General features: G+C 73.0%; 25 protein-coding genes. 15 read left to right on the top strand and 10 right to left on the bottom strand.

The genetic code is table 11. The features are described 5' to 3' along the window. The first annotated feature begins 10 nt into the window (after nucleotides 1-10). Complete coding sequence (locus tag ACKUU6_RS26530; RefSeq protein WP_407991083.1) at nucleotides 11-1312, top strand: SUKH-4 family immunity protein; 1302 nt, start codon at nucleotides 11-13, stop codon at nucleotides 1310-1312. A gap of 93 nt (nucleotides 1313-1405) precedes the next feature. Here ACKUU6_RS26530 and ACKUU6_RS26535 read toward each other — a convergent pair whose 3' ends face one another. Next, on the bottom strand, nucleotides 1406-3016 hold the full coding sequence (locus tag ACKUU6_RS26535) for an alpha/beta fold hydrolase (protein ID WP_407991084.1): 1611 nt from the start codon (nucleotides 3014-3016) through the stop codon (nucleotides 1406-1408). 181 nt (nucleotides 3017-3197) lie between these two features. Here ACKUU6_RS26535 and ACKUU6_RS26540 point away from each other — a divergent pair, with 181 nt between their 5' ends. The 11 genes from ACKUU6_RS26540 (at nucleotide 3198) to ACKUU6_RS26590 (ending at nucleotide 12759) form a co-directional block, all read left to right on the top strand. Continuing rightward, nucleotides 3198-3512, top strand: a complete 315-nt coding sequence (locus ACKUU6_RS26540; protein ID WP_407991085.1) for a hypothetical protein — start codon at nucleotides 3198-3200, stop codon at nucleotides 3510-3512. Nucleotides 3513-3582: 70 nt separating this feature from the next. After that, on the top strand, nucleotides 3583-4404 hold the full coding sequence (locus ACKUU6_RS26545; RefSeq protein WP_407991086.1) for an SDR family NAD(P)-dependent oxidoreductase: 822 nt from the start codon (nucleotides 3583-3585) through the stop codon (nucleotides 4402-4404). Continuing rightward, on the top strand, nucleotides 4401-4697 hold the full coding sequence (locus tag ACKUU6_RS26550; protein ID WP_407991087.1) for a hypothetical protein: 297 nt from the start codon (nucleotides 4401-4403) through the stop codon (nucleotides 4695-4697). The genes ACKUU6_RS26545 and ACKUU6_RS26550 overlap by 4 nt, the downstream gene beginning before the upstream one ends. A gap of 387 nt (nucleotides 4698-5084) precedes the next feature. Further along, nucleotides 5085-5609: a hypothetical protein gene (locus ACKUU6_RS26555; protein WP_407991088.1), complete on the top strand. Its 525-nt coding sequence runs from the start codon at nucleotides 5085-5087 to the stop codon at nucleotides 5607-5609. A gap of 73 nt (nucleotides 5610-5682) precedes the next feature. After that, nucleotides 5683-7806, top strand: coding sequence for a bifunctional polysaccharide deacetylase/glycosyltransferase family 2 protein (locus tag ACKUU6_RS26560; protein ID WP_407991089.1), 2124 nt, complete (start codon nucleotides 5683-5685; stop codon nucleotides 7804-7806). Nucleotides 7807-8186: 380 nt separating this feature from the next. Then, nucleotides 8187-9821, top strand: a complete 1635-nt coding sequence (locus tag ACKUU6_RS26565) for a M4 family metallopeptidase (protein WP_407991090.1) — start codon at nucleotides 8187-8189, stop codon at nucleotides 9819-9821. A 142-nt stretch (nucleotides 9822-9963) separates the two neighbouring features. Further along, entirely contained in the window at nucleotides 9964-10125 is a 162-nt protein-coding gene (locus ACKUU6_RS26570; protein ID WP_407991091.1) for a DUF6479 family protein, read from the top strand. Nucleotides 10126-10182: 57 nt separating this feature from the next. Continuing rightward, nucleotides 10183-10512: a hypothetical protein gene (locus tag ACKUU6_RS26575; RefSeq protein ID WP_407991092.1), complete on the top strand. Its 330-nt coding sequence runs from the start codon at nucleotides 10183-10185 to the stop codon at nucleotides 10510-10512. Nucleotides 10513-10594: 82 nt separating this feature from the next. Beyond that, nucleotides 10595-10993, top strand: coding sequence for an ATP-binding protein (locus ACKUU6_RS26580; protein ID WP_407991093.1), 399 nt, complete (start codon nucleotides 10595-10597; stop codon nucleotides 10991-10993). Nucleotides 10994-11089: 96 nt separating this feature from the next. Then, entirely contained in the window at nucleotides 11090-11545 is a 456-nt protein-coding gene (locus ACKUU6_RS26585) for an ANTAR domain-containing protein (RefSeq protein WP_407991094.1), read from the top strand. Further along, on the top strand, nucleotides 11542-12759 hold the full coding sequence (locus ACKUU6_RS26590; RefSeq protein ID WP_407991095.1) for a PP2C family protein-serine/threonine phosphatase: 1218 nt from the start codon (nucleotides 11542-11544) through the stop codon (nucleotides 12757-12759). Before ACKUU6_RS26585 ends, ACKUU6_RS26590 begins: the two co-directional genes overlap by 4 nt. A gap of 16 nt (nucleotides 12760-12775) precedes the next feature. Here the strand turns inward: ACKUU6_RS26590 and ACKUU6_RS26595 are convergent, their stop codons facing one another. The 3 genes from ACKUU6_RS26595 to ACKUU6_RS26605 form a co-directional block, all read right to left on the bottom strand. Beyond that, complete coding sequence (locus ACKUU6_RS26595) at nucleotides 12776-13099, bottom strand: plasmid stabilization protein (RefSeq protein ID WP_407991096.1); 324 nt, start codon at nucleotides 13097-13099, stop codon at nucleotides 12776-12778. 77 nt (nucleotides 13100-13176) lie between these two features. Then, complete coding sequence (locus ACKUU6_RS26600) at nucleotides 13177-13530, bottom strand: helix-turn-helix transcriptional regulator (RefSeq protein ID WP_407991097.1); 354 nt, start codon at nucleotides 13528-13530, stop codon at nucleotides 13177-13179. An 87-nt stretch (nucleotides 13531-13617) separates the two neighbouring features. Further along, the gene (locus tag ACKUU6_RS26605; protein ID WP_407991098.1) at nucleotides 13618-14772 is read right to left on the bottom strand and encodes a carboxylate-amine ligase; all 1155 of its coding nucleotides are present in this window, start codon (nucleotides 14770-14772) and stop codon (nucleotides 13618-13620) included. 197 nt (nucleotides 14773-14969) lie between these two features. Between ACKUU6_RS26605 and ACKUU6_RS26610 the strand changes: the two genes are divergently transcribed. Genes ACKUU6_RS26610 through surE form a run of 3 tightly spaced genes read left to right on the top strand, consistent with a single transcriptional unit; the run spans nucleotide 14970 to nucleotide 17430 of the window. Continuing rightward, entirely contained in the window at nucleotides 14970-15590 is a 621-nt protein-coding gene (locus tag ACKUU6_RS26610) for an endonuclease (RefSeq protein ID WP_407991099.1), read from the top strand. A gap of 14 nt (nucleotides 15591-15604) precedes the next feature. Continuing rightward, nucleotides 15605-16594 carry a PfkB family carbohydrate kinase gene (locus ACKUU6_RS26615; RefSeq protein WP_407991100.1) on the top strand — a complete coding sequence of 330 codons (990 nt, stop codon included), beginning with the start codon at nucleotides 15605-15607 and terminating at the stop codon, nucleotides 16592-16594. After that, nucleotides 16576-17430 carry a 5'/3'-nucleotidase SurE gene (surE, locus tag ACKUU6_RS26620; protein ID WP_407991101.1) on the top strand — a complete coding sequence of 285 codons (855 nt, stop codon included), beginning with the start codon at nucleotides 16576-16578 and terminating at the stop codon, nucleotides 17428-17430. Before ACKUU6_RS26615 ends, surE begins: the two co-directional genes overlap by 19 nt. On the opposite strand, the gene ACKUU6_RS26625 is transcribed toward surE, so the two are convergent. The 6 genes from ACKUU6_RS26625 to ACKUU6_RS26650 all read right to left on the bottom strand — a co-directional run bounded on the left by ACKUU6_RS26625 (nucleotide 17386) and on the right by ACKUU6_RS26650 (nucleotide 21321). After that, nucleotides 17386-17769: a hypothetical protein gene (locus ACKUU6_RS26625; RefSeq protein ID WP_407991102.1), complete on the bottom strand. Its 384-nt coding sequence runs from the start codon at nucleotides 17767-17769 to the stop codon at nucleotides 17386-17388. The two genes, surE and ACKUU6_RS26625, sit on opposite strands and share 45 nt — an antisense overlap. 5 nt (nucleotides 17770-17774) lie before the next feature. After that, nucleotides 17775-18041 (bottom strand): DUF6296 family protein, encoded by a 267-nt coding sequence (locus tag ACKUU6_RS26630; RefSeq protein WP_407991103.1) that lies wholly within the window; start codon nucleotides 18039-18041, stop codon nucleotides 17775-17777. A 125-nt stretch (nucleotides 18042-18166) separates the two neighbouring features. Beyond that, entirely contained in the window at nucleotides 18167-19123 is a 957-nt protein-coding gene (locus ACKUU6_RS26635) for an LLM class F420-dependent oxidoreductase (protein WP_407991104.1), read from the bottom strand. A 37-nt stretch (nucleotides 19124-19160) separates the two neighbouring features. After that, nucleotides 19161-19649, bottom strand: coding sequence for a DUF6328 family protein (locus tag ACKUU6_RS26640; RefSeq protein ID WP_407991105.1), 489 nt, complete (start codon nucleotides 19647-19649; stop codon nucleotides 19161-19163). Between the two features lie 222 nt (nucleotides 19650-19871). Further along, entirely contained in the window at nucleotides 19872-21056 is a 1185-nt protein-coding gene (locus ACKUU6_RS26645) for an alcohol dehydrogenase catalytic domain-containing protein (protein WP_407991106.1), read from the bottom strand. Between the two features lie 43 nt (nucleotides 21057-21099). Then, entirely contained in the window at nucleotides 21100-21321 is a 222-nt protein-coding gene (locus ACKUU6_RS26650) for a hypothetical protein (RefSeq protein ID WP_407991107.1), read from the bottom strand. Between the last annotated feature and the right edge of the window lie 69 nt (nucleotides 21322-21390).

Raw genomic sequence — 21390 nt, forward strand, 5'->3', positions numbered from 1 at the left:
GAACGACCGCGTGACGACCCGTGAGCAGGCGATCGAGGCGGCCCACCAGTGGATCAACGGTGACCGGCCCGAGGAGCAGTGGCACCGGATCGGCGTGCACGAGTTCGACCTGGGCTGGGTGCTGTGGCCCGAGCAGCCCGCCGTCGAGGCGCGGCCGGAGGCGGGTGAGCGGCGGGCCCCGGCCGAGATCGGCAGCGCGTGCGCGGTGGTCGACCGGGAGACCGGCGAGCTGACCCACTGGCCGTCGGTGCCGGTCGAGGAGGTCGTACAGCTCTACCGCGACAAGCTCGGCGCCGGTTCCTACGACCCGGCCCGCCCGCCGGTGGTCGGCCCCGGCGCGACGGCCGTACTGACCTACCGGGACCAGCAGGGCGAGGAGCAGAGCCTGTTCCAGATGTCGGCACCGGGCCAGGGCCACCCCGAGGTCCTGGCCTGGCGGCACCTCCAGCAGCAGGGCGTGCGCCCCGAGGACGTGCTGGGGGTCTATACCGACCTGCGGCCGTGCGAACTGCCCGGCGGCTACTGCGCGGCCGTGCTGCTGGCCGAGCTGCCGGTGGCGGCCTTCTCGTACGGGCACGACTACGGTCCGCGCTTCGACCGCCGGGCCGCCGCGGTGCGGGCGCTGACTGAGGCGACCGAGAACACGTTCCGGACCGCAGGCCGCCCGGTGCCGCCGCGGCCCAACCGGGTGCCGTTCCCGCGCGCGGTCCCGGCCGCCGAGCCCGAGCGGGACGCGGCGCTGGGCCGCCGGCTGGCCGAGCAGTTCGGGGCGGACGGCGTGCACCGCTTCGATGCCGACGACACCGCCGCCCGCCCGCTGCCCGAGCCGACCCGCTCCACGCTGGTCTGGGCCGGGCTGCCCACCCGGGTGGAGGGCTTCTTCGAACTGCTTCCCGGCCTGCCCGACGTCGCCGCCCACCTCGCTGCCACCGGTCGGGGTGCTCGGATCCCCGAGCGGACCCGCGAGGTGCTCGGCGAGTATGTTCTGCTGGGCACCGACGGCCACGCCCTGGTCGCCGTGCAGTGCGGCGACGGCGGCACCGGTACCGGCCTCGGGGCGGGCCGGCTCTGGGCCGTCGACCCGGACAACGGCAGCGGCCGCTACCTGAACGCCGACCTCTCCGCGTACCTGCGCTGCCTCGCCCTGTTCGCGGAGCGGCGCCCGACCCTGCGCGGCCTGTCCCCGCAGGCGGCGGCCATGGTGGTCGAGGCCCTGCAACGCGACCTCGCCGCCCTCGACGGCACGGTCTTCGAGGACCCGGAGAACTGGTGGGCGGTCATCGTCGAGCAGCTCTGGGACGGGCTGCTCTGAGCGAACCACCCGCAGCAGAGCGGGCGTGCGGCCGGTGAACTCCCGGCCGCACGCCCGCTGTTGGTGGTACCGCCGGTCAGGGCCGGCGGTTCGTCAGGCCGTCGCCGGGAACGCGTCGGCGTCGGGCTTGAGGAGCTGGCCCGGCGTGGGGGCGATCTGGTCGACCAGGTACGAGGTGACCAGGGCGCCGAGGGCCTTGCTGCGGCCGATCGCGCAGTGCTCCACCACGTCGACGCTGACCAGGACGGCGTTGTCGAGCTCGCGCTGCATGTTCTGGGCGAACTTGTACTGGGTCGCCGGGTCGTAGAGGTTGCCGACCACCATGACCGGGTTGGCGGTCCGCTTGTTCCACGGACCGGTGTAGCGCTCCACCTGGCGGGCGGGGGCGGGCCAGGTCGAGCAGGCGGGGCCGTCGAAGGCCTGGTAGCGGCCGAAGGTCGGCGCGCCCAGCTCCCAGGCCCGTGCGATCAGTGGGAACAGCTTCGGGTTCGAGGGGTACGGCTTGTCCTGGCAGTTCACGCCGTAGTACGAGTCGTCGCTGCTGTACGGAGTCTCCGGCAGGGCCTCCCGGAGCGCGTTGGGCGCGAGCACGGCCAGGGCGCTCGCCTCGTTCGGGTCGACGGGCTGGGCGGACCGGGCGGCGATCGAGGGCTGGGCGTTGATCGCCTGGTCGAGGGCCTGCAGCGACCTCGCCAGCGGGGCCTGCCGGCTCTGCGAGTACAGGGCGTTGGCGACCTGGCTGGTGAAGGTGCTCAGGGTGACCGTGGAGCCGTCCGGGAGGGTGACCGGGGCGGTGCGCAGGTGGTCGCGGATCGCGTCGAACCTGCTCCGGGTGTCACCCACGGCGAAGGCGCACCGGGGCGCGCCCGCCGCCTGGCAGCGCGAGAGGAAGGCGTCCAGCGCGAGCTCGAAGCCGTCGGCGCGCTCCCGGTCGTACTCCAGGCCGTTGCCCAGGCGCAGTTGGGGGTCGACGTTGCCGTCGATGATCACCGCGCGCACCTTGCTCGGGTACATGTTGGCGTAGGTGGCGCCGATCAGCGTGCCGTAGGAGAACCCGGTGTAGGTGAGCTTGGCGTCGCCGACGGCCTGGCGCATCCGGTCCAGGTCACGCACCACGTTCATGGTGGACATGTGCTTGATCAGCTCGCCCGCGTTGCGGCCGCAGGCGTCGGTGTAGTCCTTGGTGGCGGCCAGCGTGCCGGTGATCTCGGCCGGGGTGACCGGTACGCCGGTCATCCGGTCGAAGACCGCGGAGGCGTCCTCGTTGGTGGTGAAGCACTTGAGCGGGTTGCTCCTGCCGACACCGCGCGGGTCGAAGCCGACCATGTCGAAGCTGTCCGTCACCCGGGACTCGAACCGGGTGGTGGTCGCCCACATGTATCCGCTGCCGCCCGGGCCGCCGGGGTTGAGGAAGAGCGAGCCGATCCGCTTGGCGGGGTTGCCGGCCCGGCGCCGCATCATCGCGATGCCGACCTTCTCACCGTTCGGCTTCGCGTAGTCCAGCGGGACGGGGTAGACGGCACAGTCGTAGATCAGCGGGTCCGGCTTGGAAGGGTCCGGGTTGCACGGTGTCCAGGTGACCGGAGCGACCTTGTCGGCCGAGCTCTCGGCGGGCGCCGCCGAGGCCGTGGCGGTGGTGCCGGCCAGCATCACGAGCGCACTGGTGAACGCCACCGCGATGGTCGATATGCGTATGCGTACCAAGGGATCCTCCTCTGTAGCTGCAAAACGCGCCCAGACTGACAGGTTGGGATCATTGGGGGAAGACCCGGACGGGCTATGGATTTCGAGCAACCGGTGCGCCTGGAAAGTGCACTGACGGACCGTCGGCGGGTCGGGCCGTGGTGGCGGGGTCCCGGGCGGGTAGTTCTCCTACCCTCGCTGCATGACCGAGAACGAGATCAAGCTCAAGGCCATCGCCGCACTCACCGCCCTGCGCGGCGGAGTCGGAACCGACTACGCCTCGGATCTGCTCGGCGAGGTGGTCCCGGACTACTTCATGGTCCCCGCCGACGCGGACGCCAACGAGATCGGCCGCGCCGTGCTGGGGCAGCTGTCGAAGCCGCTGAGCGCCCTGATCACCGGATTCGTGCTGGCCTTCGAAGCGGTGGCGGACACCTACGAGGAGACCGACCCGGAGGTCTCGACGGAGCAGATCCTCCAGGTGCTCGCCCTGGAGATCGCCGCCGACACGGAGTGAGCGGTGGGCCGATCGCCCCTGCACATATGATCGTTCGGCCCACCCAGCCCGTACCGGAGAGGGAACACCCATGGCCGAGCAGCGAGTTGTCATCGTCACCGGTGGCGGGAGTGGAATCGGCGCGGCCACCGCCCAGCTGCTGCGCGAATCCGGACACCAGGTGGTCGTCTCCGGGCGCCGGGCCGAACCGCTGCGCAGGGTCGCCGAGTTGACCGGCGCGGTGGCGCACCCCTCGGACACCACCGACCCCGCCGAGGTGGAGGGCCTCGTGGACGCGGCGGTGTCCCGGTTCGGCCGCCTCGACGGCCTGGTGGTCAACGCCGGGATCGGACGTCCGGGCGCCGTCGGCGACCTCTCGGTGGTCGACTGGGAGGACGTCATGCGGACCAATGTCACGGGCCCCTTCCTGCTGCTCCGGGCCGCCCTGCCCCACCTGCTGGAGAGCACCGCAGGATCGGTCGTCGCGGTGGCCTCGGTGTCCGCCCTGCGCAACGGCTCCGGCAACGCCGCGTACGCCACCTCGAAGGCCGCGCTGCTCCAGCTCTGCCGCTCGCTCGCCGTCGACTACGGCGGCCGGGGGATGCGCGCCAACGTCGTCTGCCCGAGCTGGGTCCGGACCGAGATGGCCGACCGCCCGATGACCCGGCTGGCCGAGCGGGCCGGACTGGACGGCGTCGATGCGGCCTACCAGGAGGCCACCCGCCTCAGCCCGGCCGGGCGGGCCGGCGAGCCGCGCGAGGTGGCCGAGGCCGTCAGCTGGCTGCTGTCGCCCGCCGCGAGCCTGGTCAACGGCGCCGTGCTGACGGTGGACGGCGGTGTGACCGCCCTCGACCCGGGCACGGTCGCCTTCGACTTCCGGGTCGAACCGCGCGGCAGCGGCCAACGGCCTTGAGAGCGCGGCCCGGCGGTACGGACGGCTACCAGGGCACCGCGACGCTCGAGTACTGGACCAACCCGCTCACCTGCCTCGGCAGCTTCCGGGTCAGTCTCACCGTCGCGGTGGGGGAGGGCGGATGGCGGGGCGTCGCGGTTCCGGACAGCGCGGGGTCGGAGCGGACCCGGGAGGGGCTCGACTTCCTGCTGCTGGTCGATCCGGTCTTCACCCTGCGCTTCCCGGACGGCGGCACGGTCCTCGTCAGTGCCGTCGCCGAGGGCGGACGCCTCCTCCTCGACGCGCTCGGCTGACTCGGGCGCTGCCGGCCGACCCGGTCCCCACGGCGACCGACCGGCCGACGCCTCCTTGAGCACGAGGCCGGAGAAGCTCAGAAAAAAGTCTTGGATTCGGTGTGACACCGCCGGCGGCTCCGACGCTGAAGGACATGAGATGTGCACCGAACGGTCATGACGCACTCACCGGGCTGCTCGCCGCTGCTTCGGCAGGGGTGAGCCCGTGGACCGGGCGGACGGTGGGCTCCCCCGTGTCCACCGCCCGCCCGGCCGCGCGTCGACCCTGACCGTTCGACATCCCACCTGTTCCCGGGTGGGTGGCAGGACCTTCCCCGGACCCTGCCGCCCACCCGGGCTGTTCTTCGCCCCGACCCGCCGCCGGTCCCGAACCCAGAGGCTGTCCTGATGACCCGACCGCCCGGTGCCGTCCACCAGGACACGCTGTCGCTTCGTGCGTACGAGGGCCCGCAGCCCGTCGCCGAGAGCCCGGTCTTCGTGGACGCCTCCGGCCGCAGGCAGCGCCGGGTGCGCCGCCTCGGCCGGCTGCTGGTGGTGCCCGCCGCCGCGTACGTGCTGCTGCTGCTCAGCACCCTGCTCGGCGGCCCGACCGTACGGTCCCCGCTGCTGCCCGCCCCGCCCTCGCCCGCCGCTCAGCCCGCCGCCCCGGTCGCGCAGCCCGAGCCGGCGTCACCGTCCGCGACGGTCGACAGCCCGGCGGCCAAGACCCGCGCGGCCGAGCCCGGCACCGCGTCCGGCACGGCCGGCAGGCCCTCCCCGGGCAGTCCCACCGCCGTCGCGCCGCCGCCCGCCCCGGCCACGACCGCTCCGACCACCGCCGCGCCGAGCCCCGCGCCGACCGCCTCCGGCAGCGGCCACGGCAAGGCCTCGTCCGCCCCCGGCCAGAGCGGCAAGCCCACCAACCACCCCTAGTCCCCGAAGCAGCAGGCAGGAACCGCACCCCTTGTCCAAGAACCGCCGCAGAGCACGAGGCCGACGAGCCAGCGTGCGCAACGTCCCGCTGCGTACGCACTGGCTGCTGCTCACCACCCTCGTCCTCACCCTGTCCGCCGCGCTGCTGCTACAGGGCTACACCCAGCACATGTTCGACAGCACCGCCGACGGCGCTCCGCGCGTGCCGGGCCCGGCCGGGGCCGTTCCGCCGCAGGTCGTCGCGGGCGGCCCGGTGATCGAGGGCGACGCCGGACGGACGGCGGCACCGGCCGCCCGTACCATCGCGCTGACCTTCGACGACGGCCCCGACCCGGTCTGGACGCCGCAGATCCTGGACGTCCTGCGGCGCAATGACGTCCGGGCCACCTTCTTCGCCGTGGGGACCCAGGTCGCCGCCCATCCGGACCTGGCCCGGCGGATCGTCGCGGACGGCCACCAGATCGGCCTGCACACCTTCACCCACACCAATCTCGGGACGGCGTCCCCCTGGCGACGCTCGCTGGAGCTGCGGGAGAGCCAGCTCGCCGTGGCGGGCGCGACCGGCGTGACCACCCCGCTGCTGCGCCCGCCGTACTCCTCCACCAGCGACGCCATCACCGACACCGACTGGAGCGCCATCGGCCAGGCGGGCCGGGACGGCTACCTCACCGTCCTCACCACGCAGGACAGCGAGGACTGGCGCCGCCCGGGAACCGCCCGGATCGTGGCCAACTCCACCCCCAAGGACCAGGCCGGGCAGATCGTGCTGATGCACGACGCCGGTGGCGACCGTTCGCAGACCGTCGCCGCGCTGGCGCAGCTCATCCCCGAGCTGAGAGCGGCCGGGTTCCGTTTCGGCACGGTCAGCGAGGCCACCGGACTGGCGGAGCCGGTCCGGCAGGCCAGTGCCACCGACCACTGGCAGGGCCTGGCCCTGATCACCGCCCTGCGCGCCAGCGACCGGGCGCTGGACGTGCTGTCCTGGCTGCTCTGGGCGGCCGGTGGCATCGCCCTGCTGCGGGCCGTCGCGGTGCTCGTCGCGGCCCGTCGGCACAAGCGGATGCGCGGCAAGGCGTGGGGGAGGCCGATCACCGAACCGGTCAGCGTCATCGTCCCCGCCTACAACGAGAGCGCCGGCATCGAAGCGGCCGTCCGCTCGCTGCTCGCCTCCGACCACCCGGTGGAGATCATCGTCGTGGACGACGGGTCCACCGACGGCACCGCCGATCTGGTGGAGTCCCTGCGGCTGCCCGGCGTACGGGTGATCCGCCAGCGGAACGCCGGCAAGCCCGCCGCCCTCAACGCCGGTATCGCCGCCGCCTCCTGCCAGTTGCTGGTGATGGTGGACGGCGACACCGTCTTCGAACCGGACGCCGTCCGCATGATCGTCCAGCCGTTCGCCAACCGCCGGGTCGGGGCTGTCTCCGGCAACGCGAAGGTGGTCAACCGGGGTGGTCTGCTGGGGCGTTGGCAGCACATCGAGTACGTGGTCGGCTTCAACCTGGACCGCCGCCTGTTCGACCTGGCCGAGTGCATGCCGACCGTCCCCGGCGCGGTCGGCGCGTTCCGCCGCGAGGCGCTGCTGCGGATCGGCGGGGTCAGCGACACCACCCTGGCGGAGGACACCGACCTCACCATGGCGCTGTGCCGGGACGGTTGGCGGGTGGTCTACGAGGAGCGCGCCAAGGCCTGGACCGAGGCGCCCGCCTCGCTCGGCGCGCTGTGGAAGCAGCGCTACCGCTGGTGCTACGGCACCCTCCAGGCGATGTGGAAGCACCGCGGGGCGCTGGTCCAGCGCGGCCAGGCCGGCAAGTTGGGGCGCCGGGGGCTGCTCTACCTGCTGATGTTCCAGGTGCTGCTGCCGCTGCTGGCCCCGGTCGTCGACGTGTTCGCCGTCTACGGCCTGATCTTCCTGGACCCGGTGCGCATTCTCGGCCTGTGGAGTGTCTTCCTGGCGCTCCAGGTGTTCATGGGCCTGTACGCCTTCCGGCTGGACCGGGAGCGGCCGGGGGCGCTGTGGAGCCTGCCACTCCAGCAGTTCGTCTACCGGCAGTTGATGTACCTGGTCGTCATCCAGTCGGTCTTCACGGCCGTCGCCGGCTCCCGGCTGCGCTGGCAGCGGATGGAACGCTACGGCAGCCTCACCGTCCCGCCGGCCGCCCACCACGGGAGCGCCGGAGAAGGAGCCGCCCACTGACGGCGACCCCAGTTCGGATTCGGGTGCGGCACCGCCGGAAAGGCGGCGGTGCCGCATTCCGCTGCGCCGAAAGGGCAATTCCGGAGTATGCGGAAGAATTGGCGGGACCCCGCCATTGAGTGATGTTTTTCCGGGCGTATTCGGCTTCCGTGGCGAGGTCCTGCCAATTCCGGGCACGGGGCTGTTCATTCCGTCCGGCGGGTCGCCATGCTTCTGCCCAGCCCCGTAGAGCACCCGCCGCCCACCCCGTTACGGCGGGTGCCGCACGACCGCACGGAGCAGCACGTCAGCGTCCGTTCCGCCCCTCGGGCACTCACCCCGGTGCCCCGGAACGTGCCGCGACCGCGCACACGCGGTTGGATCCGGAAGGAATTACCTACGTGAAGCGAAAGCTCGCACTCGGAGCCGCCCTCTCCGCCTCGGCCCTGCTGGCCGGCGCAATTCAGGTCAGCGCCGGAACGGCGCAGGCCGCCCCTGCCCCGGTGGTCGGCCAGCAGCGCGCCGCGCTGCTGGCCCAGGCCGCCGGCGCGGCTCCGGCCGCGGCCCGGGCCCTGGGGCTCGGCAGCCAGGAGCGGCTCGTCGTCAAGGACGTGGTGGCCGACGCCGACGGCAGCCGGCACCTGCGGTACGAGCGGACGTACGGCGGGCTGCCCGTGCTCGGCGGCGACCTGATCGTCCATCAGGACGCCCGCGGCGCCGTGAAGTCGGTCGACCGCGCAATATCCGGCACCCTGGCCCTCAGCGGCCTCAGCCCCCGGCTCTCCGCCGCGCAGGCCGCCGAGCAGGCGGGCGCCTCGGTGCGCGCCACCCTGGGCGCGGTGAAGGACGCCGACGAGCCCGCGCTCGTCTCGGTGGACCGGACCGGCACCGCCGAACTCGTCGTCTGGGCCACCTCCGGCAGCCCCCGGCTCGCCTACCGCACCACGGTCGAGGGCATGCGGGCCGACGGCACGCCCAGCAGCCAGGTGCTGGTCACCGACGCCGCCACGGGCGAGCTGCTCTCCAGCCACGAGGGAGTGCAGACCGCCAACGCGGCCGGCACCGGCAACGGTGTCTTCGTCGGCACTGTCGGACTGACCACCAACTTCACCGGTTCCACCTACGAGTTGAAGGACAACACCCGGGGCGGCCAGTACACGGTCACGCTGAACAACAAGCAGGGTGGCAGCGGCACGCTGTACACCGACGCCGACAACGCCTGGGGTACGGGCACCGTCGCGAGCGGCCAGTCGGCCGCCGTGGACGCCCAGTTCGGCGCGGCCGCCACCTGGGACTTCTACAAGAACACCTTCGGGCGCAGCGGCATCCGCAACGACGGCGTCGGCGCGTACAGCCGAGTGCACTACGGGCGGAACTACGTCAACGCGTTCTGGTCCGACTCCTGCTTCTGCATGACGTACGGCGACGGTGCCTCCAACACCCACCCGCTGACCGAACTCGACGTGGCGGGCCACGAGATGACGCACGGCGTCACGGCCAACACCGCTGGCCTGAACTACTCCGGGGAGTCCGGCGGCCTCAACGAGGCCACCAGCGACATCCTCGGCTCCATGGTCGAGTTCAGCGCCAACCTCGCCAAGGACAACCCGGACTACCTCATCGGCGAGCTGATCGACATCAACGGCAACGGCACGCCGCTGCGCTACATGGACAAGCCCTCCAAGGACGGCCGGTCCGCCGACTACTGGTCCTCCGGCGTCGGCAGCCTCGACGTCCACTACTCCTCCGGGGTGGCAAACCACTTCTTCTACCTGCTCGCCGAGGGCAGCGGCGCCAAGACCGTCAACGGCGTCAGCTACAACAGCCCGACCTCCAACGGCGCCACCCTGGCCGGCATCGGCCGGGACAAGGCCCAGCAGGTCTGGTACCGCGCGCTGACCGTCTACATGACCTCCACCACCGACTACAAGGCCGCCCGGACGGCGACCCTGAACGCCGCCTCCGACCTCTACGGCAGCGGCTCGGCCGAGTACAACGCGGTCGCCGCCACCTGGACCGCCGTCAACGTCACCTGACCGGTCAGGCGCAGTACCTGCGGGGCGGCGGTGCCCAGCGCGGAAAGGCCGGTCCACGGCCCTCCGGGTGCCGCCGCCCCGCAGGGCGTTTCAAAACGGGGCGGCCGGACAAGCGCGGAGCATGATGCTGACGGAACTCGCAGTGCAGACGCAGCTCGCCGCCTCCGGTCTCGGGTCGCTCTGGCTCGTCGTGGCCGGAGTGGTGCTGGTCGTGTTGATCGTGCTGGGCTTCGTGCTCGGCCAGCGCAAGAAGGACCGGGAACCGCCACCGACCGGTCTTCACCGCCGTCGCAACCGGCGCTGACGCGGATGGTGGCGCGAGGAGCAGGCTGAGAGGTCCTGTGGGTGCGAGGTGGTTGCGATGGATGGGCCTGCACTTTCGTGGCGTGAGCGGAAGATCCTGCAGGAGATCGAGGCGGACCTGGCGGCGGATGCCCGGCTCGCCCGTGAACTGAGCTCGATGCGCCGGGGCCGGCTGCGGTGGCCGGACGCACTGCTGTGGGCCGTCGCGCGGGTTCCGGCCCCGGTGCTGACCGCGCTGGTGGCGCTCTCGGTGGCGCTGGTCATGGTCGGAGCGCACCTCGGGACGCCGGCGGCCCTCGGCGCGATGGCCGTGGTGGTGGCGGCCACGCTGTCCGTCCTCCTCGCCCGGCCCCTGAGTCGACTGGTGGCGCGCCGACATGGCAGGTGAATCCAGGGCGGGCGGCCCCGACGCGCTGCTCAGGCCCGGTCCGGACAGGCGTCGGGACGAGTCCGAACCGGGAGGTGGGAGTGTGCGCCAGGTTCCTTCGCTGCAGATCGAGCTGGACGGCCGGCCCGGCTCGGTGCGGGCGGCGCGCGCGGCCACCTACGGTTTCCTGCGCGAACTCGCGGACCGTGGCGAAGGAAGGCTGAGTTCGGGCACCCGCGAGGACGTCGAGCTGGTGGTCAGCGAACTGGTCGGCAACGCCTGTCTGCACGCTCCCGGCCCGTGCCGGCTCAGCGTGGTGGTGACGCCCGGGGCGACCGTCGACGTGGCGGTCGAGGACACCAGCCCCCAGCTGCTCCAGGCGCAGCCCCCCTCCGGGCCGCCGGGCCTGGGGCTGGCCGTGGTGGCCGCGCTGGGCCGCGGCGTGCACGTCCTGCGGACCAGCACCGGGAAAGTCGTCGCCACCACGCTGCCCGACCGCTGAGGGTCCTGCGCTCACGCTCCGTTCCGGCCTACGCTTGAGGCGTCCGGTCGGAACGGTGGCGGGAGGCGCCTCCGACCGGCGGAAGAGAGGCGGACGGTGCCCGGGGACGTCGAGCTGGCACAGTTGCAGGCCACCATCGACCGGCTGCGGAGCGAGGTGGAGGGCCAGCGCCGTGCCATGCGCACCCGGGCCGTGATCGAGCAGGCCAAGGGAGTGCTGGCCGAACGGCTGGGCTGCTCCCCGGAGGACGCGTTCGGCCGGCTGGTGCAGCTCTCCCAGGGCGGCAACCGCAAACTGGTGGACATCGCGGCGGAGCTGCTCGGCGTGGCGGTGCCGCCGGACGCCGCCGACCACATTCCGGTCGTGATGGCGCCCGGGAGCGTCTCGGCGCCGTCCGAGCACTCCGAGCAGCCGCCGACCGGCCCGGCGTCCGCGCAGGCACCACGGCCCGAGGAGCTGGGCCCGGGCTTCGCGGCCCGCTACCACCTGGCTGCCGCCGCCCTGGGCTCGGCGGACACCCCCGACGAGGTGGCCGCCCTGCCTCCACGATGACCCTGCACGCCACGCCGTTCCTGGACGGAGTGCTGGTCAGCGGGCGCACCCACGACGAACAGGAGCGCCGCGAGGGTCAGTTGACGCAGGCCCAGCGCCTGGCGGGGCTGGGGACGTGGCAGTGGGACGTCGGCAGCGCCACCTTCGACTGCTCGCCGGAGGTGTACCGGCTGCTGGGGATCGAGCGGCCGGATGCGGCCGGCACCCTCTCCGTCGCCTTGGCGGCGGCCACCGTGGCGCCGGCCGACCGGAGGGCCGTCCGGCGCCGGGTGGAGCAACTGCGGAGCAGACAACTGCACGAGGCGGCCATGGAGTTCAGGATCCGACCGGCGGACGGCAGGGCCCGGTCGGTGCGGGCCGTGGCGGAGCGCATCGGGGGGTCGGCGCCGGGGGAGGCGCTCGCCATCCGGGGGGTGGTGCAGGACGTGACCGCCTGGCGGCAGGCCGAGAAGCGGCTCGCGGACACCCGCGCGCGGCTCGCCGACCAGGTCCGGCAGACGGCGGCGGAGCACCAGATGGTGGGGACCCTGCAGCGCGCGCTGATGAACGTGGCGAGCGGGCCGTCGGCGCCCCGTCTCGAGTCGGCCGCGCGCTACCTGCCCGCCGAGACGGACAGCCAGGTCGGCGGTGACCGGTACGACATGCTGACGCTGCCCGACGGCATGGTGCTGGTGGTGGTCGGAGACGTCTCCGGGCACGGGCTGCGGGCCGCCGCCGGGATGGCCCAACTCCGCGACACCCTAAGGGGGATGGCCTTCGTCGAGGCCGATCCGGCGACCACCTTGGCCCGGTTGAACCAGTTGCTCTGCCACCTGGGCAGCGACTTCGTCGCCACCGTGGTCTGCGGGCGGCTTGACTCCCGGCGGCGCACCCTCACCTGGGCCAGGTCCGGCCACCTCCCGCCGCTGCTGGTGCGCGACGGAGTGCCGCGCTACCTGCGGTCGCCGGCCGGCCCGCTGCTCGGCGCGATCCCGGACGGGGTGTACCGGGACGCGGTGCTCCACCTCGAACCGGGTGACCGGGTGCTGCTGTTCACGGACGGCCTGGTCGAGCGCCGCGGCGAGGACCTGACGGACGGCCTCGGCCGACTGGCCGAGGCCGTCCGGGAGTACCGGGCGCCCGGGTTGGAAGGCTGCCTGGATCACGTCCTGCGGCGGCTGGCTCTGCCGAACCCGAAGGACGACGCCTGCCTGCTCGCGCTCCGGCTGGAGTGAGGACGGGAGCCGCTCGTCACCGCCCGAGAGCGTGTTCGAGCTGCTTCTTGTTCATCTTCGAACGGCCCTTGACGTTACGGTGCTTGGCCTCGTTGTACAGCTGGTCGTAGGTCGGCCCCTGTGCGCCGGTGTGCGAACGCTTACCGCCCCGGTGACCGGAGGAGACGTCCTGGATCGACGAGCGGCTGGCGGTCTTCGACTCGCCGTGCCGGGCGCGCTCCTTGTTCACCGTCCGGGCGGCGATCTCCTTGGCCCGGTCCTCGCTCTCACCACGCTCCAGCGCGCTGTCCTTGATGTGCTCGTACTGGCGTTCCCGCTTGGGGCTTGATCCACGAGGCATGACTGAACTCCTCTCCGGGTCGGGCCGGACGGCCGACCACCGGGGCGCCTACCCCGTCCCTCCGGTGCGACACCAGGTCAGCGGGCGGTGGTGTCGTCCCGGTGCGGCGTACGCGCGTCCGCCGAGGTGCCCGGCGCGGGTTCCCCGTCCAGCAGGTCCAGCAGCGCCGCCACCGAGCGGCCGCTCTCCACCGGGTGCCGCAGCTGGGTGTCGGGCGTGATCCGGTAGCGGTTGCGCCGGCCCTCGCGCGAGCGGGTCAGATAGCCCCCCGCTTCCAGGTCGGCGACGATCGCCTGCACCGCACGCTCCGTCAACCCGCAAGCCGAGGCCACGTCCCGCAACCGAATGCCGGGATCACGGGCGATCAGCGACAGGACACGCGCGTGGTTGGTCAGGAACGTCCACGTGGTGCGAGTCTCGCTCGTCTCCATGCCCCCATCGTACGATCGCGGGTTCACGTGATACAACGTGCGCACCCGGTTTCGCGTGTCGCGCGGCCGTGGCGGCCCGACCGCTGGTCAGGCCGGTACCGGGCCGGGGGCCAGGGCGGTGACGGCGGCGAGGTCGTCCACCACGTCGGCCAGCACGTGCCGACGGGCGTACGCGGCCCGCTGGCGGTCGGCGCCGGTGCCCGTGCTGATCAGCCGGGCCGCCAGGGTGTGCGCCGTCGCCAGGTCGCCGTGCGCCGCCAGGCCGGGCGCGGCGCGGTCGAGCAGTTCCTCGAACATCCGGACCATCGGGCGCGGGTCGCCGGTGAACGGGTCGAGACCCGTGTCGCGCAGACCGGACCGGGCGGCCCAGCGGTGGGCGGCCGACAGCGCCGGGGTCGGCGCCGGGCGCCGCGACGACTCGTCCAGCAGCGTCCGGGCGAGCCCGCGCAGCAGGACGGCGAGCAGCACCGTCACGTCCGGATCCGCGTTCACGTCGGCGATCCGCACCTCCAGCGTCGGCACGTGCTCGGACGGCCGGGCGTACCAGTAGATCATCCGGCGGTCGAGCAGCACGCCCGAGGAGATCAGCCGCCGCACCAGCCGTTCGTACCCCGTCTCGTCCAGCAGCGGCGACGGGCCGACCGTGGGCCAGGCCCGGTAGTGCACCGACCGGCCGCTGGCCCAGTTGCGGTCCATGCCCTCCACGAAGGGGGAGTTGGCGGAGACGGCCTGGAACACGGGCAGCCACGGCCGCAGCAGGCCGCTGAGCAGCAGGGCCTGACCCCGGGTCAGCTCGCCGAGGTGCACGTGGCAGCCGCTGGCCTCGCCGCCGACCCGGTCGGTCACGAGTGGGCCGACGTGCTCGGCGATGCGGCGGTACCGGGAGGTGGGGGTGAGCGGCAGCGGGTGGCGGCTCGGTAGGACGGCCGTCCCCGAGGCCACCAGCAGACAGCCGGCCCGGGCGGCGGCGTCGACGGCGGCGCGCCGCATCGCGACCAGCTCACGGCGCAGCTCGGTCGCGGTGGCCACCGGGGGAGTGCACACCTCGAGCTGGGTGGCGAAGAACTCGCACTCCGCCCGCTCCCCGAGCACCTGCCTGGTTTCGGCCAGCACCGGGCCGCCCAGGGGGACGGTGGCCCGGGTGACCGGATCGACGAGCAGGTACTCCTCCTCCACCCCGAGCTGGAGCGGACCCGGATCCGCCGTCGGCCGGGCCGTGCGGAAGTTCGTGCAGTCCGTCATGGCTTCTCCCGAGAACGGGCGGGTCGGGGCCGGGGAGCACCGAGCTCCCCGGTGCGCGTCTGCCCGTGGCACGGTCACCCAAACGGCCTGCGGCAGCCTGCGGAACCGGCTCGGAACAGGCCCGATCCGGGGTATGCCGGTCGGCCGTCCGGGTAGCCGCGACGGTGACACTCCTTCCACACCCGGCGGAGGCGGCCGTGACCGAGCCCACCCGAGCGGAACGGATCACCGAGCTGTTGAGCGAGTACGGCCGCACCTACGCCGACGAGGCGGGCATCAGGCTGCGGGACAAGCCGTCGCCGCTGTACCAGCTGCTGGTGCTGGCGGTGCTGTGCTCGACCCGGATCAAGGCCGACATCGCCACCGACGCCGCCCGCGAACTGTTCCGTGGCCACCTCCGGACCGCCCGCACCATGGCCGGGGCCGACTGGCAGACCATCGTCGACGCCCTCGGTCGGGCCCACTACCGCCGCTACGACGAGAGCACCGCCACGGCCCTGATCAAAGGGTCCGAGCTGCTCCTCCAGCGCTGGCGCGGCGACCTCCGCCGACTGCGCGAGGAGGCCGACGGCGACCGGGGGAGGCTGTGGGAGCTGCTCCAGGAGGTGCCCCGGATCGGCCCGGTCGGTGCCGACATCTTCTGCCGCGAGGTCCAGGGCCTGTGGCCCGAACTGCGGCCCTATTTCGACGAGCGGGCGCTCGAGACCGCCGGATCGCTGCACCTGCCCACCACGGCCGACGGCCTGGCGGAGCTGGTGAGGGCGGACGACCTGCCACGGCTGGCCGCGGCCCTGGTCCGGGTCGCACTGCGGCACTGAGAGCGGGGGAAGCGATGTCCGAACACGCGATGATCTTCGCTCCGGCACCCCTGCTGACCGTCACCGTGGAGCAGCGGGCCGGCCGGCCCGACATCCACCTGCACGCCGGCGGGCAGGGCGTCTGGCAGGCCCGGATGCTCACCGCGCTCGGCGGCCGTGCCGTGTTGGTGGGCGGCTTCGGCGGGGAGAGCGGGGCAGTCCTGCGCCGGCTGCTGCGCAAGGAGGGCATCCAGGTGTGCCCGGTACGCGGGACGGTCCGCAACGGCGTGCACATCCAGGACCGGCGGGGCGGCCGGCGGGTGACCCTGGTGGAGGCGCAGGCCGAGCCGCCGTCCCGGCACGATCTGGACGAACTCCACAATCTCGCCCTGGTCCAGGGCATCGACGCGCAGGTCTCCGTGCTCAGCGGCCCCTCGCCCGGGGATCCCGAACTCGCCCCGCCCGACGTCTACCGCAGGCTCGCCGCCGACCTGACGGCCAACGGGGCCCGGGTGGTGGCCGACCTCACCGGAAGCCGGCTGGCGGCGGTGGCCGAAGGCGGCGCGTACCTGCTGAAGGTGAGCCACGAGGAACTCGGCGCGGAGCACCTCGCCCCCACCGGCAGCGTCCGGGAGCTGGCGGCCGTCATGCGGCGGCTGCGGACGACGAGCCGCCAGGTGGTGGTGGTCAGCCGGGCCGAGCAGCCCGCGCTGGCCCTGGCCGGCGGCGAGCTGTACGAGATCGTCACCGGCCGGATGACCCCCGCCGACCCGCACGGCAGCGGCGACTCGATGACCGCGGGAATCGTGGCCGGTCTGCTGCGCGACGGCGACCTGAAGGCGGCGCTGCGGCTCGGCGCCGCCGCCGGCGCGATCAACGCCACCAGGCACGGGCTCGGAACGGGCGGCCGGGAGGCGGTCGAACGGCTGGCCGCCCTGGTCGACGTACGGGCCATTGACGCCGACCTGGGGCACCGGGTCCGGCTCGACCGGGAGGAGCTGGCCGCATGGCTCACCAGAGACTGACCCGTCCACCGCGGATCCTGGTCACCAACGACGACGGCATCGACTCCGAGGGCCTGCGTCAACTCGCCCTGGTCGCCCGGCGGCTCTCCCCGCAGGTGACCGTGGCCGCGCCCGCCGAGGAGGCCAGCGGCAGCAGTGCCGCGCTGACCGCCGTGGAGGAGCACGGCCGGATCGTGGTGACGGAGCGCCGCCTGGCCGGGCTCTCCGACGTCTCCGCCCAGGGCGTCGAGGCGCTGCCGGGCTTCATCGCGATGGTCGGCTGCCAGGGCGCCTTCGGCAGCCGGCCCGACCTGGTGCTCTCCGGTATCAACAACGGGGCCAACACCGGGCACGCGATCACCCACTCGGGCACGGTCGGGGCGGCCGTCACGGCGGGGGTCAACGGCTGCCGCGCACTGGCCGTCTCGCTCGACACCGGGGGACCACCGCGCTGGGGCACCGCCGCCCGGCTGGCCGCGCTGGTGCTGCCCCTGCTGCTGGAGACCGGGCCGGGCACGGTGTTCAACCTCAACGTGCCGAACCTCTGGCCGGACGGTGTCCGCGGCGTCCGCCGGGCCGGGCTGGCCGCGTTCGGCGCCGTGCAGACCACCCTCACCCAGCGCGGCCGGGGCTACATCCAACTGGCAGTCAGCGAGACCGTGGCCGACCCGGACCTGCGGACCGACGCCGGGCTGCTCGCCCACGACTACGCCGCGCTCACCGTCCTGCGGCCGGTGTCCGCCGCCCCCTGGCCGGACGGCCTGGCGCCCCGGGTCACCGCGTTGGTGATGCCCGGGGCGCCGGCTCCGGACTCAGTGCCCGAACAGGTGCCCGGTGCGGCGGTGCCGTCGGGTTGACGTCGGCACCGCCTCCCCGGCGGTGGGCGGGACGTCCTGCACGCGGTCCTGGAGCGCGTCCCGCTCCGCAGCGGCCTGCCTGGCCTCGGCGCGCGCCTCGCTCAGCTCGGCGGACCGGCGGCGCCTGCGGGCCGAGACGCCCACCGCCAGGGCCAGGCCCAGGCAGAACAGCAGGGTCAGCGCGATCCCCGACAGGAAGATCGCCAGGCTGTTCATGGTGGCGATGTGGTGGCCGAGCACCGTGACGTCGTAGTCGGGGCCGCCGGAGGTGTTGTCGGCGATGAGCAGCCCGGTGAACGCGCCGATCGCGGCCATCAGCAGGATTCCCAGCAGAATCATGATCCTCATTCCCTTCGTCGTCGATCCCGTCGGTTCGTCTGCCCGCTGCCACCCGGCGCTAACGGGCCCGGCCCCGCCCGGTGAGTGCCTGCGGCCCCCTCCCACGGGAGCGGTACGGCGTGCAGGGGTCCGGTGCCGTGGGGGCCCGGGCTGTCGGAGAGCGGCTCGGCGATGCCGTCGGCGCTGATGTAGAGGAGGAAGCTGCCGGACTCGTCGGCGTACACCACGCGGCCGCCCGGGCCCCGCCTGCCGGTCGCGTGGACCCGGACCACCCGGGGGCGGGGCGTGGGTGCCCGGAGTCCCGGGGAGGGTGACGGCGTAACGCCGGATCGTGGTCATGACGGCCTCCTGGCCCCGGGGCCGCGTGTGCCCCGGGCGCCGCCCCGGCAACCCCGGGTCAGCCCGTCAGGCGGGGCAGCACCTCGCGGCCGTAGAACTCGAAGAACCCGCGCTGGTTCGGCCCGATCTGGCCGACGTAGACCTCGTCGAAGCGCGCCTCGACGAAGGGCCGGAGGGCGGCCAGGTGCTCGTCGACGTCGTCGCCACACGCCACCGTGTCGGCCACCATCTGCTCGGTGACCAGCCCGCTCGCCTGCTCGAAGTGCCGTGGGGTGGGGAGCACCTGGGCCAGCTCGCCCGGCAGCAACTCGTTGGGCCACAGTCGGTGGACGGTCTTGACCGCCTGGTCCCGGTCGTGGTCCCAGCACACCTTGATGCCGCCGAGGACGGGCTTGCCCTCGCCGCCTGCCACCCGGAACTGGCGCACCAGCTCGGGCTGCGGGCCCATGGTCACGAAGCCGTCGCCGATGCGGGCCGCGAGCTGGGCCGACTTCGGGCCGAACCCGGACACGTAGATCGGCAGTTCACCGGTCGGCGGGTTGTACAGCCGAGCGTTCTCGACGGTGTAGTGCTGGCCGTGGTGACTGGTCGTGCCGCCGCCGAACAGCTTCCGCATCACCTCCACCGCCTCGGCGAGCATCTCCGCCCGGACGCCGAAGCGCGGCCAGGCGTCGCCCAGGATGTGCTCGTTCAGCGCCTCGCCGGTGCCGACCCCGAGCCGGAACCGGCCGGAGGTCAGCACGCTGGAGGTGGCCGCCGCCTGCGCGGTCACCGCCGGGTGCAGCCGGACGGTCGGGCAGGTCACCAGGGTGGTCACCGGGAGGTCGCTCACCTGGGAGAGCGCGCCGATCATCGACCAGACGAACGGGCTGTTGCCCTGGGCGTCGTTCCACGGGTGGTAGTGGTCGGAGATCGCGAGATGCGTGAAGCCAGCCTGGCGGGCCAGCCGGGCCTGCTCGAGCAGTTCCGCCGGAGTGAACTCCTCGCAGGAGAGGAAGTAACCGAACGACGTCATGGCGTACCTCGCAGCACAGTCGGGGATCGGAACGGAGTCACTTCTTGGAGCGGCGCAGGACGGCGATGGGCAGGAGGACCCAGCAGAACCCGAACCAGAGCAGGACGCACCCGGCGATCACCCACGAACCCCAGACCAGGCCGGCCACCCGCAGCAGCAGGAGCAGCGCCGCCGAGATCGTCACGGCGAGCAGGACCAGGCCGAGCGCGACCAGGCGGGCGACGGCGTTGACCATCCGCGGCTTGACGTGCGCCCCGGCCAGCAGCCGGTGGTAGGAGACCGGGGCGATCAGGGTGCCGACGGCGAACGCGCCGAGCGTCACCACCGTGACGTACAGGGTGTGTTCGAGGTGGTCGAGGGTGGTGAACCGAGGGGTGAAGGCCATCGTCAGCAGGAAGCCGAACATGATCTGCGCGCCGGTCTGGGCGATCCGAACCTCCTGGAGCAGCTCGGCCCATCGGCGATCGGCCCGCTCCTCCTCGGTCTCGTCACGGCCGCCGTGCGAGCGGTTCGGTTGGACTGCCATGCGGGCCTCCAGCGGACGGGGGTACGGCCGGCCTCCCCGCAGCGTGTGCCCGCTGCGGACCGGCCCACGCACGAGCCGCAGGTCCATCGGCCCGGGGGCGGGTTCTCTCGTACCATCGTGGTCGGTTCCCGGCGGAGTGACGAGGGCGACGAGAGTGGGTGACATGGCGGAGCTGACGGGCGGCTGATCCGACGTCAGGGCCGGACGACGTCAGGACAGGCGTCAGGGCTGGAAGAGCACCTTGACCGCGCCGTCCCGCTTCTCCTGGAACATCGCGTACGCCTCCGGCGCCTCGTCCAGCGGCAGGTGGTGGGTGGCGAAGGTGTCGACGCCGAGCGGGTCCTCGTCGGTCAGCAGCGGCAGGATGGTGTCCACCCAGCGGTGCACGTTGGCCTGGCCCATCCGTAGGGTGATCTGCTTGTCGAACATGGTGAGCAGCGGGAGCGGGTCGGTCATCCCGCCGTAGACGCCTGCGAGTGAGACCGTTCCGCCCCGGCGGACCAGGTCGATGGCGAGGTGGAGGGCGTGCAGGCGGTCGAGTCCGACCCGCTGCATGAACCGCGCGGCGAGCGCGTCCGGGATCAGCGCGGTGGCCCGCTGCGCGACGGCGGCGGCCGGGGAGCCGTGCGCCTCCATGCCCACGGCGTCGATGACGGAGTGCGGCCCGCGTCCGTCGGTCAGTTCGCGGACCGCTTGGACGAGATCGCCGCCGTGCCGGTCGAGGTCGAGGACCTGGACGCCGTGGGCGGCCGCGCGCACCAGTCGCTCCGGCACCAGGTCCACCCCGATGACGGTGCCGACGCCCAGGTGGGCCGCGATCCGGGTGCACATGTCGCCGATCGGACCGAGACCGAGCACCACCAGGCTGCCGCCCTCGGGGACGGCCGCGTAGTCGACAGCCTGCCAGGCGGTCGGCAGCACGTCGGAGAGGTAGATGAAGCGGTCGTCGGGCGGCCCGTGCGGTACCTTGACGGGCAGTGTGTCGCCGAACGGGACCCTGAGCAACTCGGCCTGCCCGCCGGGTACTTGGCCGTAGAGCTTGGTGTAGCCGAAGAGTGCGGCTCCGCTGCCGTACTCCTTCACCTGGGTGGTCTCGCACTGCGAGTGCAGCCCGAGCGAACAGGTGTGACAGGTCCCGCACGAGACGTTGAACGGCACCACCACCCGGTCGCCCGGCTGGAGCGCCGACACTGCGGGGCCGGTCTCCAGCACTGTTCCCATCGGCTCGTGCCCGAGGATGTCACCCCGGTCCAGGAACGCTCCCAGGATCTCGTACAGGTGCAGATCCGATCCGCAGAGCCCGGTCGAGGTGATCCGGACGATCACGTCGTCCGGCTCCTTGATCAGCGGATCCGGCACCGTGTCGATCCGTACGTCTCTTCTTCCGTGCCATGTCAGTGCCTTCATGCGGCGCGTCTACCCAGCCCGTCCGGACCCTATCCGGTCCAGGTCAGGGGGTGCCGATGTCGATGCACTCCACGTCGATCTGGTCGGCGACCTCCTGTAGGACGGTGGCGAGCACGCCCACGGTGGGCGGGTCGAGGGCGGGGTTCTCCGCCGTCCAGCCGATCATCTGCTCTCCGAGGCCCCGCAGCAGGGCGGTGACCTGGACCGCGGGTATCAGCAGCTGGTCGTCGAAGCCCTGGATCAGGGGCACGCTGAGCTGGGCCATCTTTCCGTACCTCCCCTCGTTCTGGTCGGATCGTGCGTCTGCCCCGCGAGCGCGGGCCCATGCGCGGAC

The sequence above is a fragment of the Kitasatospora sp. CMC57 genome, from assembly GCF_045866025.2.
Classification (GTDB): Bacteria; Actinomycetota; Actinomycetes; order Streptomycetales; family Streptomycetaceae; genus Kitasatospora.